Source organism: Psychrobacillus sp. FSL H8-0487, from assembly GCF_038008385.1.
Classification (GTDB): domain Bacteria; phylum Bacillota; class Bacilli; order Bacillales_A; family Planococcaceae; genus Psychrobacillus; species Psychrobacillus psychrotolerans.
In genome coordinates, this window is sequence record NZ_JBBOZA010000001.1 from 201400 (window position 1) to 219663 (window position 18264).

The 18264-nt window shown below is 37.5% G+C and carries 19 protein-coding genes and 2 riboswitches; of the genes, 10 read left to right on the top strand and 9 right to left on the bottom strand.

Annotated elements, in window-relative coordinates; all coding sequences use genetic code 11:
• Window positions 1-129 precede the first annotated feature (129 nt).
• Both MHI47_RS01050 and MHI47_RS01055 read right to left on the bottom strand, forming a co-directional pair.
• Window positions 130-768 (bottom strand): PspA/IM30 family protein, encoded by a 639-nt coding sequence (locus MHI47_RS01050; RefSeq protein WP_093536513.1) that lies wholly within the window; start codon window positions 766-768, stop codon window positions 130-132.
• A gap of 13 nt (window positions 769-781) precedes the next feature.
• Window positions 782-1138: a lmo0954 family membrane protein gene (locus MHI47_RS01055; protein WP_340829049.1), complete on the bottom strand. Its 357-nt coding sequence runs from the start codon at window positions 1136-1138 to the stop codon at window positions 782-784.
• Between the two features lie 204 nt (window positions 1139-1342).
• On the opposite strand from MHI47_RS01055, the gene MHI47_RS01060 reads away from it, so the two are divergent.
• The 7 genes from MHI47_RS01060 to MHI47_RS01090 all read left to right on the top strand — a co-directional run bounded on the left by MHI47_RS01060 (window position 1343) and on the right by MHI47_RS01090 (window position 8850).
• On the top strand, window positions 1343-2431 hold the full coding sequence (locus MHI47_RS01060) for a metallophosphoesterase (RefSeq protein ID WP_340829051.1): 1089 nt from the start codon (window positions 1343-1345) through the stop codon (window positions 2429-2431).
• Entirely contained in the window at window positions 2431-3033 is a 603-nt protein-coding gene (locus MHI47_RS01065) for a DedA family protein (RefSeq protein ID WP_093536507.1), read from the top strand. Before MHI47_RS01060 ends, MHI47_RS01065 begins: the two co-directional genes overlap by 1 nt.
• Before the next feature lie 9 nt (window positions 3034-3042).
• Window positions 3043-3870: an undecaprenyl-diphosphate phosphatase gene (locus MHI47_RS01070; RefSeq protein ID WP_093536505.1), complete on the top strand. Its 828-nt coding sequence runs from the start codon at window positions 3043-3045 to the stop codon at window positions 3868-3870.
• A gap of 330 nt (window positions 3871-4200) precedes the next feature.
• On the top strand, window positions 4201-4638 hold the full coding sequence (locus MHI47_RS01075) for a general stress protein (protein WP_340829053.1): 438 nt from the start codon (window positions 4201-4203) through the stop codon (window positions 4636-4638).
• A 176-nt stretch (window positions 4639-4814) separates the two neighbouring features.
• Window positions 4815-4992, top strand: a riboswitch (cobalamin riboswitch).
• A 186-nt stretch (window positions 4993-5178) separates the two neighbouring features.
• Complete coding sequence (locus MHI47_RS01080) at window positions 5179-7404, top strand: ribonucleoside-diphosphate reductase subunit alpha (RefSeq protein ID WP_340829054.1); 2226 nt, start codon at window positions 5179-5181, stop codon at window positions 7402-7404.
• Window positions 7404-7847, top strand: a complete 444-nt coding sequence (locus tag MHI47_RS01085) for a flavodoxin (protein ID WP_445678306.1) — start codon at window positions 7404-7406, stop codon at window positions 7845-7847. Before MHI47_RS01080 ends, MHI47_RS01085 begins: the two co-directional genes overlap by 1 nt.
• Window positions 7819-8850: a ribonucleotide-diphosphate reductase subunit beta gene (locus MHI47_RS01090; RefSeq protein ID WP_340829058.1), complete on the top strand. Its 1032-nt coding sequence runs from the start codon at window positions 7819-7821 to the stop codon at window positions 8848-8850. The genes MHI47_RS01085 and MHI47_RS01090 overlap by 29 nt, the downstream gene beginning before the upstream one ends.
• Window positions 8851-8982: 132 nt before the next feature.
• On the opposite strand, the gene MHI47_RS01095 is transcribed toward MHI47_RS01090, so the two are convergent.
• The 7 genes from MHI47_RS01095 to MHI47_RS01125 all read right to left on the bottom strand — a co-directional run bounded on the left by MHI47_RS01095 (window position 8983) and on the right by MHI47_RS01125 (window position 13895).
• The gene (locus tag MHI47_RS01095; RefSeq protein ID WP_093536494.1) at window positions 8983-9471 is read right to left on the bottom strand and encodes a pyridoxamine 5'-phosphate oxidase family protein; all 489 of its coding nucleotides are present in this window, start codon (window positions 9469-9471) and stop codon (window positions 8983-8985) included.
• Between the two features lie 156 nt (window positions 9472-9627).
• Window positions 9628-9999, bottom strand: a complete 372-nt coding sequence (locus MHI47_RS01100) for a VOC family protein (protein WP_340829061.1) — start codon at window positions 9997-9999, stop codon at window positions 9628-9630.
• Between the two features lie 86 nt (window positions 10000-10085).
• On the bottom strand, window positions 10086-10589 hold the full coding sequence (locus tag MHI47_RS01105) for a DUF1697 domain-containing protein (protein WP_340829062.1): 504 nt from the start codon (window positions 10587-10589) through the stop codon (window positions 10086-10088).
• A gap of 42 nt (window positions 10590-10631) precedes the next feature.
• Entirely contained in the window at window positions 10632-11366 is a 735-nt protein-coding gene (locus MHI47_RS01110; RefSeq protein ID WP_340831973.1) for an energy-coupling factor transporter transmembrane component T family protein, read from the bottom strand.
• Window position 11367: 1 nt separating this feature from the next.
• Window positions 11368-12744, bottom strand: coding sequence for an ABC transporter ATP-binding protein (locus MHI47_RS01115; protein WP_340831975.1), 1377 nt, complete (start codon window positions 12742-12744; stop codon window positions 11368-11370).
• Entirely contained in the window at window positions 12731-13312 is a 582-nt protein-coding gene (locus MHI47_RS01120; RefSeq protein ID WP_340829063.1) for an ECF transporter S component, read from the bottom strand. The genes MHI47_RS01115 and MHI47_RS01120 overlap by 14 nt, the downstream gene beginning before the upstream one ends.
• Window position 13313: 1 nt before the next feature.
• Window positions 13314-13895: a YkoF family thiamine/hydroxymethylpyrimidine-binding protein gene (locus MHI47_RS01125; protein WP_340829065.1), complete on the bottom strand. Its 582-nt coding sequence runs from the start codon at window positions 13893-13895 to the stop codon at window positions 13314-13316.
• A gap of 80 nt (window positions 13896-13975) precedes the next feature.
• A riboswitch (TPP riboswitch) is annotated at window positions 13976-14082 on the bottom strand.
• A 264-nt stretch (window positions 14083-14346) separates the two neighbouring features.
• Here MHI47_RS01125 and MHI47_RS01130 point away from each other — a divergent pair.
• The 3 genes from MHI47_RS01130 (at window position 14347) to MHI47_RS01140 (ending at window position 18255) form a co-directional block, all read left to right on the top strand.
• Window positions 14347-15306 (top strand): 2-hydroxyacid dehydrogenase, encoded by a 960-nt coding sequence (locus MHI47_RS01130; protein ID WP_093536480.1) that lies wholly within the window; start codon window positions 14347-14349, stop codon window positions 15304-15306.
• Window positions 15307-15451: 145 nt separating this feature from the next.
• Window positions 15452-16342 carry a LysR family transcriptional regulator gene (locus MHI47_RS01135; protein ID WP_340761178.1) on the top strand — a complete coding sequence of 297 codons (891 nt, stop codon included), beginning with the start codon at window positions 15452-15454 and terminating at the stop codon, window positions 16340-16342.
• A gap of 248 nt (window positions 16343-16590) precedes the next feature.
• A complete protein-coding gene (locus MHI47_RS01140) occupies window positions 16591-18255 on the top strand; it encodes an ABC transporter substrate-binding protein (protein WP_340829068.1) in 1665 nt (554 codons plus the stop codon).
• The last annotated feature ends 9 nt before the right edge of the window (window positions 18256-18264 follow it).

Sequence of the window (18264 nt, forward strand, 5' to 3'; positions counted from 1 at the left end):
CATTAGGTGAAAATTCCATCAGCGGTTTCCGCTAATGGCTAGTTGAACCTGGATAAAGGAGAAGGCGAGTGCCTCCTCCTCTTTAATGCCTGCTACGCTTTTCCATCTGTCTTGCGTCTTTCCTCTAGTTTACACAATTTCTTCTTTAGTTTGTGCATTTTTTTCTAACATTTGTAAACGCTGTTCCATCGAAGTGACTTCATGCTCTTTTTCAATCTTTTGGCCCAGACGTTCGATGTACTGTTCCATGTCTTCGAAAGTACCGAAATTCTTTTCTTTTTGTTCAGGTTGTAGAATTCGATCCATTTGATGGTGTGCACGAGTTACATTTTCTTTTCCCATCAATTGTAATTGGCGAACTTTCATGTCTTTAATTTTATGTTTCATCTCTTCGTATTTACGTTCTAAACCGAAAAGCTCTTCCGTTGTTTGGTGAATACTGTTCTGCAGTACAATGGCACGTTCTTCGTAAGCTGTTACTTCAGCTAAGGCGAAAGCAGCTAAGTCTTCCTCACCACTTGCAGTTGCTAGATTTACTTGGTTTTTACGTTTTTCAACCATCTGCATCGTTTCCACTAATTCTTTTTCAAGTTCTTGCTTTAAGTTTCCTTGACGCTCTAACCATTTACCAGTTTGTTCTGTTTGTTTCTCTGCTTCCCTAATATATTGGTTAAGCATTGCAATCGGATTTTTTTCTTCTTTTTTGTCAAAAAGCTTGTGTAAGTCTGCTTCTATTGAGTATTTTAGTCTGTTTAATAGTGATGTCATTTTCATTTCCTCCTTATTTTGAAAGCTCGTTCCATTGTTTTTCAAAGTTTACAAATGGGTCATCTGTTTTAACGATTGAAGATGAAAAATTTTCTTCTTCGTTGTTCCATTTCTTCACTACATACCAAACCGCTAGAATTGCTAAGATACCGAAGAATCCAGGCACGTTTACAACGGCACTGATTAAACCAAGGATTCCTACGCTTGCCCAAAAGATTTTCAAGAAGGTTGAATCACTCTTTAAGTAAAAATGTACCCCTGCAAAAACGATTGCTGCGGAGACCCCAAGAGCTAAGAGCGAACCTAAGTTAGCTAATGCTACAATCCCTGCAATAATTCCTAGTGTTAATAAACCAAATCTTTTTTTCATATATTTGTTCCTCCTCTCGTTTGTATTACAAGCTTACCAATATTAGAAATGAATCCAAACGGGCTTAGAATTGATTTTCTTATCGGTCTTGAGCCTTAGGGGTACTAAGACATTTTCTGCTATACTTATGAAAAAGTAGTCAGGAATCTACTCGTTATCCGATACTTTGTTAAGTGAAAAATACATACATTGGAGAAATGATACATGAAAAGAATCGCTGGAGCAGCAGTAGTAATCCTCTTATATTCTGCAATCGTATTTTACTTTGGCTGGGGAGTTGCCAAGTGGTTAGATCTTTATCTTCCTATAAATACTTGGTTATTTAGTTTTGTCTGGGGAATACTTGCTTTTGGATTTTTCATTGGGAGAATCAGTCATAAGCTGCGACTCTTTAGTATAATAGGGTCCTACTGGTTTGTTGTCATGCAGTATGGGATTATTCTTTTCCCAATTGCGACCATACTTTTGTGGATTTTCCCAACACATCTAAATTTAATAGGGTGGTTAGTTTGTGGGATTTTCCTCTTTGTTTTAATATTTGGCACATATAACGCATACACACCGGTAGTTCGTGAGCTTTCTATCGTAATGCCGAAAAAGGGCTCTAAACCAGATTCTATTAAAGTAGTAGTTGCATCTGATTTCCACCTTGGTTTATTATCCAATAAGGCACATTTAACTCGCTTTGTGAAAAAAGCAAATGCTCAGAAGCCAGATTTAGTGTTGCTAGCAGGAGATTTAGTCGATGATGATCCAATTTGGTTTGTGGAAAAAGGTATGTCCGAAGTTATGAAACAGCTACAATCTACGTATGGTATATACGGGGTGCTTGGAAACCATGAATATTATGGAAAGAAAATTCCTCTATTAGTAGAAGAGATGGAAGCATCCAACGTTCACATGTTATTAGATGAAACTATTTTAGTAGCAGATTCGTTCTATTTGACGGGTCGTGAAGACATAACGAACAAAAACAGAAAGCAATTATCTGAGTTAGCTCCGGAAGAAAAGGATTTACCATGGTTTGTAATGGACCATACACCGTCTAATTTATTAATACCTGAGAACGAAAAAGTAGATTTTCATGTGTCCGGTCATACACATCTTGGGCAAATGTGGCCCAATCATTTATTTACAAGAAGGATTTTTGAATTAGATTATGGGTATAGGCAAAAGGGAAGTTTACATGCAATTGTATCTTCTGGATTTGGCTTCTGGGGACCACCTATAAGGTTAGGTAGTCAATCAGAGCTATGGTCAATAAACATTAAGTTAGAGGATGTGGAAGTATAATGGAAGCATGGATTACAGACTGGATGAATCAGTTTGGTTATCTAGGAGTATTTTTATTAATTTTAGCAGAAAATATTTTCCCGCCAATTCCTTCTGAAGTGATTTTAACCTTGGGAGGATATATGACAACGATGACTAGCATGACGAAGCTTGGTATTATTATTGCTTCCACGGCCGGTTCTGTCATTGGTGCGACTATCTTGTATGGTATCGGGTTACTTTTAGATGTGGAGCGGTTGGAGAAAATTGTTGGGAAGTATGGTAAGTTCCTACGATTAACGATTAAGGATATTCATAAAGCCGACGCTTGGTTTGATAAATATGGAGTCTGGGCAGTCTTTTTCGGAAGATTAATACCACTGGTGAGAAGCCTTATTTCAATTCCTGCAGGGATGTCGAATATGAAGTTTGGATTATTTCTTCTATTTACGACACTTGGAACGTTAATATGGAATACAGTATTAGTCTCGGTAGGAGCGGCGGTTGGAGATAACTGGGATGAAATTGTTGGATATATGGATATTTACTCCAATATTGTATATACCATTATAGCTATTTGTGGTATTGCATTTCTGATTTGGTACTTTAAAAAACGAGATTAAGGAGATTTTATGGAAATTTTAGAGTTATTAAAAGCACTTATACTTGGATTTGTAGAAGGAATGACAGAGTTTGCACCGGTATCGTCTACGGGACATATGATTATTGTCGATGATATGTGGTTGAAGACGGAAGATTTTTTAGGGAAATATTCTGCTAATACATTTAAAATTGTTGTTCAATTGGGTTCTATTTTAGCGGTAGTAGTAGTGATGTGGAAGCGATTATTCAGTTTAGTCGGCTTGTATAAAATTGATACAGAAGAATCGAGTAAACAGTTCAACTTGCTTCATGTTATTGTTGGGATTATTCCAGCGGGAGTATTGGGAGTTCTATTAGAAGATTTTATCGATAAGAATTTATTTGGTGTAGAAACCGTAATATTTAGTCTTATAGCGGGTTCTATTTTAATGATTATTGCAGATAAATTTGGACCGAAAAATCCTTCTATCGTAAGTCTAGATCAAATTACATATGCACAAGCTTTCAAAGTAGGTTTAGTACAATGTCTTTCGTTATGGCCGGGGTTCTCACGTTCAGGTGCTACCATTTCTGGTGGTGTATTATTCGGGATGAATCATAAAACAGCAGCAGACTTCACATTCATCATGGCTGTTCCGATTATGGCTGGAGCAAGTTTGATATCTGTTTTGAAAAACTGGGAAGATATTGATATGAACCACTTGAGTTTTTATATAGTAGGATTTATTAGTGCATTTGTTTTTGCACTTATTTCTATTAAGTTCTTCTTGAAATTAATTTCACGTGTTAAATTAATGCCGTTCGCAATTTATCGCATTATTTTAGCAGTGGTTCTTGCAGTTATCGTATTTCTTTAAATAAGTTGGCGAATTTTATTAAGTAGTTCGTGAGTGGGACAAAACAATAGGGAAAAAGCATTGCCTCTGGCAGTGCTTTTTTTGAGTGGATTTGATATGGACTACTTAGTGAAATAAGAAAAGCACGTCTCTCTTTAAAAGAAAGAATTTGTTAAGGGAAAAGGATGAATATTGGATAATGATTGTCCCTACTACTGGATATTTATGTTGAAATAAAAGATTGTGAACGTGTTCACTTAAATTATATAGGGATTGAAGCTTTAAGGTGTCTAGAAGAACTAAAGATCGGGTAAAGAATACATAGGAAAAGCAATCAGGAGGTAATTTTTAATGAAGAATCATATTGTTGGCGTATACGAAAATGAACAACAAGCGGCTGAAGTTGTGGAAGATTTAAAAGCGAAGGGCTATACAACCGAAGAAATTTCAGTTATTGCTAAAAATATAAATGAAACATCTGAAATCACACAGGAATTAAAACCCTCCACAAAGGATGGAGCAATTGTTGGAGCTGTAACTGGAGGAGCAATTGGAATTGCAGGGGTGATAGCAGGGTTATCCACTATATTAATCCCAGGGTTTGGAGCTGTGTTGGCTGCAGGTCCAATTATTACAACAATTGGAGGAGCAGTAGTAGGAGCCAACTCTGGTTCTGGAGGATTAAAACATGCTCTTATGGAAATTGGAGTTCCAGATAATGAAGCTGAAATCTATTCGAATGAAGCACAGGATGGTAAAATCCTGGTATTTCTTCACCCTAAAGAGTGAGGGTGGATTGAATGGTCAAATGTAATGTTTGCAAAAATAATATCAAGTGATTTTAGCTAAAAATCGCTGAATCACTTGATGTATTAGTTACCCTAGAGAATTGACAGCTTGAATTAGGAGTTGCTCAGTTAAACACAATATGTTAGATTATATAAATGAACTAAACACAATATATAGTATGTTAACGATGAAAAGGTACCTTTATGGTTTAAAAGGGAATTCGGTAAAATGCCGAAGCTGTCCCCGCAACTGTAAGTGTGGACGACTGTTGAATAGCCACTGCGAGTGATCGTGGGAAGGACAACAGAAGGATGAAACACGAGCCAGTAGACCTGCCTTTTCATCGGTAAGCAACACTTTCTTCGGGGGTTGAGAGGTGGGAGCGAAGGCCTCTATCTCGAATGATTGATATGTCTTGTTGTATCCTACACTTTTAATTTTGAGCGATGTCTCAGCCGAAGATGGCTGTGTCATCGCTTTTTTTGTTTTGGAGGGAAGTGCCACATAACTGTAACCGTTTAAAAAATAGGAGGAATTCAAATGACAATAATCTCAAACACAACGAAACAAGAAGTCCTACATAATCTAACAAAAGAATTTGGGGAGGAAAAAATTACTCCTCTTATAAAAACACATGAAAGATGGATGCAAAAACACCCGGAAGGTACAATAGCTGCTTGGTCGAAGTCAATGTCACTAGAAGCATTAAGTTTTCTAGATGAACAAGAAACGTACTGGACCTTTGTAGCAGCAAGAGTTCATTTAGCGCAGGTGTATGAACAAGTAGCTGAGAGAAGAAACACAACTGTGGATGCAGTGTACACAAAGTTTGCTAGTAATGTTCAACTGTTAAGTGATAAAGGTATTTACGATAAACGTCTTAAACAAGCATACTCACTACAAGAACTAGAGCAGCTATCTGAAATCCTCGTACAGGAAAGAGATTATTTATTTACTTATATCGGTTTAAAAACACTATTGGATCGCTATGTAGCGAAGGACTTTGATAAAACAATAGTCGAACTTCCTCAGGAACGTTGGCTTATTATTGCAATGACACTGATGAAGGATGAGCAAGAAAATCGCTTAGAGAAAGTAAAAGAATCCTATTGGGCGATGAGCAACCTATATATGACAGTAGCAACACCAACACTATCTAATGCAGGTAAGCCTCATGGACAGCTCTCTAGCTGCTTTATCGATACGGTAGACGATAGCCTTCAAGGAATCTACGATAGCAATACGGACGTTGCAACCCTATCCAAATTTGGCGGGGGTATAGGTGTGTATATGGGCAAAGTGCGTAGCCGTGGATCTTCTATTAGAGGTTTTGTTGGTGCTTCCAGTGGTGTGCTTCCTTGGATTAAACAACTTAATAATACAGCAGTAAGTGTTGATCAGCTTGGGCAACGCCAAGGGGCAGTAGCTGTGTATTTAGATGTTTGGCATAAAGATATATTTACATTTTTAGATTTACGTTTAAATAACGGTGATGAACGACTACGAGCGCACGATATTTTTACTGGTGTATGTTTGCCCGATTTATTCATGGAGAAAGTCGATGCTAGAGAGGAATGGCATTTATTTGACCCTCATGAAGTTCGTCAGCTAAAAGGCTACTCATTGGAGGACTTTTATGATGAAAAACGTGGCGATGGATCATTCCGCCAAAAGTACGAGGAATGCGTTAGCGATCATCGCTTGTCTCGTGAAACTGTTCCCGCTATTGACTTGATGAAGCGAATTATGCGTTCTCAGCTAGAGACAGGAGTACCGTTTATGTTTTACCGCGATGAAGTCAATCGCAGCAACCCTAACAAGCATGCAGGGATGATTTATAGTAGTAATCTTTGTACGGAAATTTTCCAAAATCAAAGTGCAACTACATTTGAGTCGATTCAAATTGAAGACGATATCATTGTCACTCGTCGTAAACCAGGGGATTTTGTCGTATGTAATCTGTCGTCTATAAACTTAGGGAATGCAGTTCCGGCAGATGTATTAGAAAAGCTTATAAAAATTCAGGTTCGGATGCTCGACAATGTGATTGATCTTAATATGATTCCAGTTCCTCAGGCGGAACGTACAAATTCTAGGTACAGAGGGATTGGACTTGGTACATTTGGATGGCATCATTTACTTGCACTAAAGAGTATTCGCTGGGAGTCTGATGAAGCGGTTGAGCTTGCGGATTCATTGTATGAAAAAATTGCATACTTAACGATTAAAGCTTCTGCGGAACTTGCGAAGGAAAAAGGAGCATATCCATTATTTGAAGGGTCAGATTGGCAAACAGGAGTTTATTTTGACAATCGTCAATACGACAGCGAATCATGGAATGAATTACGTGAGCAAGTAAGTCAAAGTGGGATACGGAACGGATATTTAATGGCAGTTGCTCCGAACTCTTCAACATCGATCATAGCTGGAAGTACTGCAAGCATAGATCCTATATTCCAGAAGTCATACTCGGAAGAGAAGAAGGATTATAAAATTCCGGTCACTGTACCAGATTTGAATTCTGAGACTACATGGTATTACAAATCAGCGTATTTCATCGATCAGCATTGGACGCTTAAACAAAACGCTGCACGCGGGCGTCATATCGACCAAGGAGTTTCATTAAACCTATATGTGCAAAACACAATCAAAGCAAAAGAATTATTAGATTTACATCTAGATGCATGGAATAGCGGGTTGAAAACAACTTATTATGTGCGTTCCACTTCAGTTGAATTAGTAGATTGTGACTCTTGTTCAAGCTAATGAAAGCGATCATTTGCTATTTAAGCTATAGCGGTAATACCGAGGAAGTAGCGGATCTATTGAAGAAGCAATTGGAAGCCGGCAACTTTGAAATAGATATGTATAGTGTTGGCTATGGAGCAGTACCAAATTTGTTTGAATATAACCTTATTTTTCTCGGAACTTTTACTTGGGATAAGGGAAGCACGCCCGAGGAAATGAGGGACTTTGCAAGAGAAGTTGGTGACAAGCCTAACAATGTCTATATCTTTGGGACTGGGGACACACAGTTTGGTGGAGATGATTTGTTTTGTAATGCTGTAAACAAATTAGCTCGTTTCTATAACAGTGATTATCCGGGTTTGAAAATTGAGCAATCACCGAGAGGCAGCCAGGAGAGGCTGGTAAGTAAATGGTTAGAAGGAGTTTTGGAACATGCAGAAGGCAAAAACATTAGAACCTAGAAATCCGAACAAATCGACAGGAATTTTCAACGGCCAGTCAAGTGGAATATTAAATTGGAACGATATTGCGTATCCACACTGGCATAAGATGTACAAGCGCTTGCTAGGTAATTACTGGCAGGCAGATGAGATCAATATGTCCAATGATATAAAGCAGTTTGCAAGCCTTAGTCAGTCGGAGCAGGATGCCTATTTGAAAATTATTGGCTTGCTTGCAACATTGGATGCACCTCAAACACGTACAGCACTGTTATTATCGCTTTACGCAACTGACCCGTCAGTCCAATCAATCATGGCGGTAATTGCACAGCAAGAAGCGGTGCATAATGAAAGTTATTCGTATGTATTATCTTCCATCGTTTCGCTTGATCAGCAAAATAAGGCATTTGAATTTGGGAGAACAGACGAAATTTTACTCAAGCGAAATAAAAACATCGCGAAGTATTATAATGACTTTGTAGAAAACCCGACGACAGAAAATATATTAAAAACGTTAACATACACTACCTTATTAGAAGGACTGTTTTTCTATTCAGGCTTTGCCTATTTCTATAATCTTGCTCGCTATAACAAGATGGTTGGGACTTCTACAATGATTAGCTATATAAACCGAGACGAGCTAGAGCACGGACGATTTATATCAGAACTGTTTAGAGCGACTCTTTCTGAAAACCCTGAACTGAATAACGAAGAGCTAATTGGATGGGTATACGAACAATTTAAAGAATCCGTAGAGTTAGAAATAGAATGGTCGGAGTATGTATTGGCTGATATCGAGGGAATTGAATTAGAAGAAATGCATGGGTATATTAAATACCGTGCTAACAAAATGTTACGTTTAATCGGTTTGGAAGAAATATATCCTGAATATGTAGAAAACCCAATGAAATGGATACGTGCCTATGCAGATAATATTGATGGAACAAAAACAGATTTCTTTGAACAAAAATCCCGTCAATATGTAAAAGTAAATGCTATTGATAATGGATTTGATGATCTTTAATATAATAGTGGAAACTATTAATGGGTTAAAATACGGATAACAAAAAATTGCTTTATTGAACTATTACATACGTTCAATAAAGCAATTGCTATAAATCGTGAGATAGACCGTTAACATAGCGGCCTAGAAATTTTAAAGTTTTAAAGTTTCATTTGTACTCTTACCAGGTTCAACAGGCTCTTCTTTGCCTACTACTTTTTTCATGAAATTATATGCAGACTTGATCATTGATCCTGTCTCCCAATATTCGGCTGTTTCAGATTTTACTTTAATCAGTATCAGTCGAGGGTCCGTATAATCCATATCAAACATCACTTCATAGGCTTTATTCCAAAACTCTTTTTTCTTATTAAGGTCATCGACAATTTCAGCTGTTCCACTAATCGACGCATATGATTTTTCCGAAATGATAACGTTGACGTCATCATTTGTTTTGATTTCTTCATATTTATCGGTATCCGTACGTGTTAAAAACCATAAATCACCGTCAAATTCTACCTCTTGTAATTGCATCGGACGTGCTACTAAGCGGTTTTCCGGACTGTGTGTTACAAGCATCGCGACCTTGGCACTTTTGATAATTGATTTTAGTGCATCTAAAGTTTCTGGTGTATTTGTCATGAGAAATTCCTCCTTAATAATATATAGATAAAATCCCCTTATTTCGCAACAATAAACTTATTCGGAGCTTTTTTATAAAGATCTTTATTTGACTTTATAAATGAATTACAAATAGCCCATATTTCATTAAGAAATATGGGCTATTATTATATTAAATCAGGAAATCCACTCTAATATTTCGATGCGATTGCCAAATGGATCGTGTATATATATCCGATTGGCTCCGGGTAAGTCGACATCGACTATAAAATTCACATCACATTCAGCTAAATGTCCCTTTAAAGCATCTAAATTTTCTACTTGAAAAGCAGGGTGGGCTTTTTTAGCTGGAGCAAATGGCTCTTCAATACCGATATGGATTTGATAAGAGCTGAAAGCAAACCAAACGCCACCTCGTTTTTTTAGAAGTGCTGGTTTTTCTACTTCCGTAAAACCTAAAATTTCCCCGTAAAATTTTCTTGCGATAGATTCAGAACCCTTTGGAGCTGCTAATTGAACGTGATCGATTGATTGAAATACAAATGACATCGTTAATCCCTCCTCATACTTTCATTGTATGGGAAAGATAGTTATAAGAATAATTTATAAAATTCATCATTATACATAAATAATACTTATGACATTTTTGCAATTATTTTGTTAACCGTATTTTTATTGCGAGCTGTGGAGGGAATCCCGAGTTTACGTTCAAAATAAGCATTCGTAAACTTTGTTTGATGATAGGTTTTAGAAAGACTAATAATCACGTTTCGGTTTTTCCAAACAACAAATTCATCATCTATTAAACCTACAAGCATTTCTTGTTGCTCCTTCGAAATTTCCTGTGTTAAAAACATTACATACACTTGGTCTTTGTAAAAGATAGGATGCTGCTGAATCTCTTCCAACTCTTCTTTTGAACGGATTGTTACAGGTATTTCAAATCCATAAGATTCTAGAAGAACAACCTCTAAAGAGGGGCCATCAATAACAGACTGTTCCACTATTACGTTTCCAGTCTGAATATAGGTTTGTACATTTTCATAACTCATCTCTTCAAAAAGAGATTTTAAGGATTTCATATCTACTTTATTTTTAGCACCGAGATTGATCCCTCGTAGCAATATTACTGATGGCATCCAACAACACTCCCAACTGTTTTAAGAAATTCTACTTCTATTTTAACCAAGCCAGAAGGAGTTCGTACAGCTTAAAACTAATACAAATAAAAATAGTACTCCTAAAAAAGCATCTACTTTATCTACTAAGATCTCATGAAAGAAACCACCTCTCCGTTCTCCTGTAAAGCCCCTTGCTTCCATGGCAAATGCTGATCGCTCGGCTTTACGGACAGCACCCGCAAGCAAGGGGATAAGGACTAGGCGAGTATCCAACAAACGCTGTAAGACATTTTTTTTCTGAACAATTCCTCTCAACCGTTGTGCCTGCTGAATTTGTATAAATTCGTCTTTTATAACAGGTAAAAACTGAAAGCCTACTAAAATGCCATAAGCTATTTTAGGGGATAGTTTTAATTGTTGCATTAAACTTAATATGAACGTAACGGGATTAGTTGTTAAAGCAAACAATAGAGACAAACTTGAAAAAGCTAAAACACGGAAGCTCAAAGAAAGTGCATGGTGTAGCTGGAGTTCTGTCACATGAACAGACCCGATTGACCAAATGATAGGACCGACCGTTTCCTTAGCAAATACAAGTGTCGTCCAAAAATAACCAAAAGACATTATAAAAAATGGAATCATAAAGAATAGCCACTTCTTCCAATCAGTTTGACTGAACAATATTTGCATTAAAAGTACACCAGCCCAAAATAGAAGGGGGGGCACTGGATCAAAGAAAAAAGCCATCGTGAACATGCACACAGTGATTAAAACAAACTTCACGGAAGGATTCATTCTATGCAAAAGACTTCTCACATTGCATCAGTCCTTTCGGTGGGAGTAAATGATGCTCCAGTAATAACTTTTCGTTCTCCCAAACGGCTAACGCAGGAAACTTCCCAGTTAAACTACCATCCTCCATCAATATAATAGAATCTGCTAGACAATAGGCGAACTCCATATCGTGCGTAACGATTAAAAATGTAGTGCCATCATGAGCACGCTCATCTATTAGTTGATATAGCTCTGATAATGCGGCAGCATCCTGACCTGAGGTAGGTTCATCCATTAAAATTACTTCTCTCCCATCACAAAGCATTGCGGCAATGGCTACCCTTCGTTTTTGACCATGACTAATAGAAAAAGGATGTGAAGCAGCAATGTCCATTAGTTTTAATCGCTGCAACATGTTATCCACACCATATCCACCGCCAAATGCCACTTCATCTTGAACAGTCTTAGTAAGAAACAAAAACTCAGGTGATTGCGGAACATAGCCTAAAAACGTCGGTTCTACTAATCCATTTCTAGGAATCAAATGACATAAGGCCTTTAATAAAGTTGATTTACCACTACCGTTAGGTCCAGCAAGAATGGTAATTTCTCCGCGCTGTAAAGAAAATGAGGCGGGCTTCAAAAAAGTTTTTGTCTCTATTTCTGTTGCTTGAATGGAAATCTCTGGTTTTATAGAAGTCATTCTTTTAGGAAGTATGGATGGTTCATCGCTTTCGCTCAAAGGAATGATCCTGTCAAAAAAATCTCCCCATAAGTCCAAGCGATGTTCAATTGCAACAATTGTCATTTGCCGATTTTGCTGTAGCTGATCCAACCATTCTATATATCGTTTAGCGGTATAAGGGTCCAAATGAGCGATTGGTTCGTCTAACAGCAAAATCTCAGGCTCCATAATAAGTGCACATGCAGTAGCGATTTGTTGCTTCTGCCCACCTGAAAGCTGTTGAATAATAGAATATCGAAAGTCAGTTAAATTTGTGAGAGCAAGTACCTCTTTTATTCGATTCTCCATCTCTTCACGTTTCACCTGCAAATTTTCTAGCGTAAAAGCAAGCTCCTCTTCCACTGTTTGCATACAAAATTGCGCATCTGGATCCTGAAAAACGGTAGCAATTCGATGATTTATTTCCCCGGCAATGAATGTCCGACTATCCTTCCCAAATAGCTCAATATTGCCCGTTAAAATACCATCGCAATTATCGGGATATAATCGATTGCACAAGTAAAGTAGTGTCGTTTTTCCACAGCCGCTAGGACCAGTTAACACAACCCTGGAACCTTTTTGTACTGCAAATGAAAAGTCATTCAAAGTCCAATTTTCCTCATCTGGATATCGAAAGCTGACCTTCTCAAACGAAATGACGTCATGCACGAGCATCACCTTTTTTCGGTCGTGAAATAGCGTATCCTCGAAGAGAGCCTGTTGCTAGTAAGCCATCGGCAACCGCTTTACCTCCAACACCAGCAAGGAGAGCTCCACTCAATATGCGAATGCCAAGCATCAGTGCAACATAACCAGTACTGAATACCGTAAAGCCACCTAACAAATACCCGTAGGCAAAACTAAATACCGAAGATCCCACACCCGCTAGGATTAGAATCCAAATATCAAAGCGTTTGTATCTAGTTGCAGCAAATACTGCTTCTGCCCCTAAGCCTTGAATAACACCTGATAGAATTAGTCGGGGTCCAACGGCATTTCCTAACAACACCTCAATGGCAGCGGCGATTGTTTCTGAAATAACTGCAGCACCTGGCTTTCGAATAATATACATACTAATAATAGACACGATAAACCAAATGCCAAAAATCCATTCATATGCAATCGGACCTATAAATCCAGCCCAAATATTACCGATATGCAAGAACAATAAATAGACAATGCCAAATACAACGGCAAGTAAAGACATTAACACGATTTCTTTTAGCTTCCATGATTTCAGCATGTTAACGACCTCCATGAGAGGGGCTGTTAATACTCATAGAAACGGTCATAACCAAATGCTTATGCTCATCTGAGCGGGCATTCGTGAATGCTTCTTCATAAAATGCAAACACATCATGAATATCTCCATGAATACCACTCGCATAATGTATGGAATCATTAAACACACCTTGTGCTTTAGCACGATCCACTTCACGGTAAATAATGTCCATATAACTCGGGTTATTCATCGGGTATAGAGCAAATTGAGAAGATACATATTGTTTTGTTATATCTGTGTTGGCAATTATATCGCCTTTGTCTAGATAGACATCTCCTGCAGAATCACCGGGGCAACCAGCGGAAAAAGTACCGGACAGTGCAATATGTTCTCCTGTTTTAGCAGCATGCAATGTAATTGCTTTTGCCACATTAAATACATGTACTTGTTTGCCACGAATAACCGTCGACACATCATCTGTGTACATCCACACATTCGTCGTATCCGTCTCCTTCAAAGCACCTTTAATCACTTTGATAAAATCATTTGTCATCGGATGTAACGAAAAACGAAATCCGATAATTGGGCTCAATCCACATTCCATTTAAAAAACCTCCCTGTATTTTTTCATAAAAAAAGACCACATCCGTGAAGATGCAGCCACTTATCCAATACAAAAATATTAGGGAAGTCACCGCACTTCCTCACGCAGGTATTATCCTGATCGAGTTTTAAGGGATCGGAGCAAAATGCTCGCATCTCAGCCAAAGTGGGCACCCCTAGTGCGCAAAACGGTATGTAGTTTTTTAATATGCCCAAAGTATAACGTAGCTATTTGAAGTTGTAAATATGTTTGCAAAATTTCGTACTTTCGTCCATGCTTTATCTATCCCGATTGTTTGAGGGCTGGGTGAATCATAATGGATATTTGGAGAAACACCGGAATGTTGAGAATAATCACCCGAATGTAAAAGAGAATCACCGCAATAGAACAAAGAATCACCCGAAAGCACCAGAGAAACACAAGAATACATAACTCGAGGGAGGATAAAGTTTTGAAGAAAATATACATAACTCGTAAACTACCCGAAGAAATCATTGAGCCTTTAAGAAAAAAGTTTGATGTACAAATGTGGCATAGCGAAACTATTGGAATGACAAATGAAGAAATAATAACAAATGCTAAAGACGCGTACGCTCTATGGACGATGTTATCCGATAATATCGATCGTACACTAATTGAAGGCCTTCCAAATTTAAAAGTAATTAGTAATTTTGCAGTTGGCTATAACAATATAGACATAGAGGCGGCAAAAGACCGTAGTATTGTCGTAACAAATACTCCGGGAGTATTAACAGAGACAACGGCAGACTTAGCATTTGCTTTACTATTAGCAACTGCTCGAAGAATAACAGAAGTAGAACAAGAAATTCGTTCGGGTAACTGGGATTCCTGGTCACCAATGCAATATACAGGAATGGACATTTTCGGTGCAACGCTCGGTATTGTAGGAATGGGACGTATAGGGGAAGCGGTTGCTAGACGTGCGAAAGGCTTTGATATGAATGTGTTATATCATAATCGCTCTAGAAAACTAGATGCAGAAGAAACGTACGGCTTTACTTACGCGGAATTAGACGAATTACTTAAGCAATCTGATTTTGTCATTCTATTAACTCCACTTACACCTGAAACAAAGGGACTTATAGGGGAACGTGAACTTAATATGATGAAAGAAACTGCAGCAATTATTAATGTCGCACGAGGTGGCATAGTAGATGAACAAGCTCTTTATGAAGCACTGGCGTCGAAAAAGATATGGGCTGCAGGACTAGATGTATTTGAGCAAGAGCCTGTACCGGTGGATCATCCTCTACTAACTTTACCTAATGTAACGGTGTCTCCCCATATCGGTAGTGCCAGTATCCGCACTCGCCAAGCGATGATGCAAATGAATGCAAAAGATATAGAAGCAGTTTTAGAAAATAGAGAACCTCAAAATAGAATTCTCTAATACTTAAGTAGTGGTCCTCATATGCAGGGCCACTCTTTTTGTTTACTTGAAATGATGATCGACATCAGTAAGTGCAAATGATAAACTATAATGAAAACGATTATCATTATCAGTAGTGATATTCATATAAAAGGGAGTCAGTTGCATGCTAGATAAAATGCAAATGTTTATCGTTCTAGCTGAATGTCGTTCATTTACAGAGACGGCTCGTAGAATGTTTTGTTCTCAACCAACAATTAGTCATCAAATTCAACAGCTAGAAGAAAAATATAAGACCATATTAATTCAACGTAAAAATAGACAAATTGAATTAACAGAGCAAGGGGAAGTTTTTTTACAATATGCTAGGAAAATATTATTACTAGATAAGCAAATGGAACAAGAATTGCACCAAGTAAATTCTCCACTTTCCGTACACATAAGTCATTACATAGCTGAAAAATATTTTGCGACTATTTTACCTCTCCATATAGATGAATTTGAACAGCAATCATTCTCCATTAAAAGCAATTGTTATGAAAGCCTTAAGGAAAAGTTACTTCTTGAGAAAACAAATTTTGCAATTATGCCAATCTATGAGAATGACTCAGAATTTCAACAAGCATATAAAGTGGACTTATTATTTGAAGAGGAATTATTTTTAATAATGCATTGCAGTCATCCGCTGGCAGGAAGAAAAGTGATTTACGCACGAGATTTAAAAAACCAAACTCTCTTACTACCAGAAAACTTGTATTTGCAACAACTAATCAAAGATAAAATCGATCAAAAGAATGCACAAGTCCAATATATGCAGATGACGAATTTTGAAATTATAAAACAAGCTGTCTTGTCTGGTATGGGTATTTCTTTTTTGCCCTTAAAAATAATAGAGCCTCTTTTAGGTCAGAACAAGATTATGGCGAAGTCGATTCATGGACTTTGTATTAAACGTCAAAATGCAATTGTATCTAATCCACAAAAAATGCTAACCCAAAGAGAGTTAAATTTCTGCAAATACGTCAAAAATCAATTTATACATATGGAAAGCCTTTGAGTGCCAATAGAATGAACTAACCCAAGCTTCTTATAGCTTGGGTTTTTCTATATTTTCAAATCTAGTTTGCAACTATTAATAAAATGAATAATACTATTTATTTATTTTATTGATAGCGCTTACTTCCATGGAGCTAGGTGAAAAGTCGATATGTGAATTATAAATGATATTGAGAATCATTATCGTTGGTGTTAAAGTACGAAGGCAGGAATAAAAAATCAATTATTTAATAAAAAGGAGAAAGCATAGTGTATAAAGGGATTAAAAAATTATGGGGCTTACCGCTTATACTATTAGTGTTTTTAGTAGCAGGTTGTTCATCGAATGAAGCTAAAGGACAAGCTGATGAAACAAATTTAGAAGGTGAAGGAGCAGTAACGGAACAAGTAGCAGAGTTAAAAGTGGGGATTCCATCAGATGTTGGTCCATTAAATATATATACCGGAAACGTCGACTGGTTAACTGATTTAGTATATGACAAATTATTTTCACCATCGCCATATGTAGATGAACCGATTCCATGGTTAGCAGAGTCTGCAGAGCAACTTGATGATACAACTTGGATTGTAAAGGTACGTGATGGTATAAAGTGGCATGACGGGGAAGACTTTACGGCAGAAGATGTCAAATTTACATATGAATACTTCCGCGATGGTTCAGCCAACCGCCATACACATCATGTTAGCGAAGTACCGAAAATTGATGAAATTGAAGTTGAAGAGGATGGAAAAACGGTTCGTTTTGAGTGCGCCTATGCTTGTCCATCACTAGCGAGTATTACCTTTGCCGATTTGCCGATTTTACCAGAGCACATTTGGAAAGATGTTGAAAATCCACGTCAATATAATAAGTTAGCTGTAGGAACAGGTCCTTTTGTTTTAAAAGAATATGAAGCAGACCAGTATTACAAATTTAAAGCGAATAATGAATACTTCATGGGTGAACCAACAGTTGCTTCCATAAATATGCCGATTATAAAGGATGCAACAGCTATGTTTAACGCATTACGTGCAGGTGAGATTGATGCATCTACGCGTACAGTACCAGCTGAATTACAAGATTCATTTAAAAATACCGAGGCGATGAAGTTAGCAAAAGTATCTCCATTATCTATTGTCCAATTCGGTTTAAATTATGAACGAAAGCCATTTAATACAGAAGAGGTACGCCGAGCGGTATCTCTAGCGATAGATCGTCAAAGCATTGTTGATACTGTGTTATTAGGTCAAGGACGTGCTGGTTTAACTGGATATCCTCACCCGGATTCTCCGTGGACAAATCCAGATTTATCGACACCATATGATATAGCGAAAGCAACAGAAATTCTAGACTCACTTGGCTACAAAGATACAAATAATGATGGTTTTCGTGAAACACCAGAAGGTGAAACGTTACGGATGAATACAATTGTTTCTGCAAGTGAACCTGTTTATGTGCGTGTAGCTGAAATGCTGAAGGAGCAATTAAAAGATATAGGGTTACAGTTTGAAGTAGAAGCAATGGATGCTACGACTTATGCAGCTGCCAATTCAGAGGATAATTTTGATACGTATGTTAGTTTAATAGGTCCGCATGGTGTAGCAGATCCAGATCAATTCATTATGTCTCATCGTGCATCATATCTATGGACGAAAGATATAGCCTATCCTGCTATGGATACATTGATTGAAGATTGGATGGCGGCATCCACAATTGAAGATCGTAAAGCAATTTCATTTGATATGCAGGAGTTATACAATAACCAACCTACTGCAATTGCCGTTTATTATCCGGAGGAAGTTTTCGCTTATAACGCTACGGTGTATGACCAATATGTAGAGTCTTTAGGTTACGGGATTGTGCACAAATATTCATTCTTACCAGAAGAAACGCGTCAAGCTGTTTCGGCAACAGCTCCAAAATTTGTGGAATAAGGAGAGTTG